Here is a 262-nt window from a genome sequence, read left to right on the forward strand (position 1 = left end):
TGCGGGCCCAGCGAGCCGAATGCTGCAGCGCCTGCCGTTCGCTCGGGAAGTAGTCGAGCGAATAGAACTGGTAGCGGCGATCGGCGCAGCGGCTGTCGATCGGCTCGAGCAGCAGGTTGGATGAATAACTGCCGTCGGGCAAGCGATGCGCCGAAGGCTGGATGGCATAGCCGTTGTACTGTTGTGTTTGGTTGTGTTGCATTTTGATTTTAATAATATTCGAGCGCGCGCATGCCGTGCTGAACGGGCGCGGATTTACAGC

1 protein-coding gene is annotated in these 262 nt (G+C 58.4%); it reads right to left on the reverse strand.

The genetic code is table 11. The annotated features are described in order from the left end of the window. On the reverse strand, window positions 1-262 hold a 262-nt coding region (locus R0J88_RS21065; protein ID WP_410901036.1), incomplete at both ends, for a hypothetical protein.

This window comes from Pseudoalteromonas sp. SIMBA_162 (assembly GCF_046535955.1).
GTDB classification, from domain to species: domain Bacteria; phylum Pseudomonadota; class Gammaproteobacteria; order Enterobacterales; family Alteromonadaceae; genus Pseudoalteromonas; species Pseudoalteromonas marina.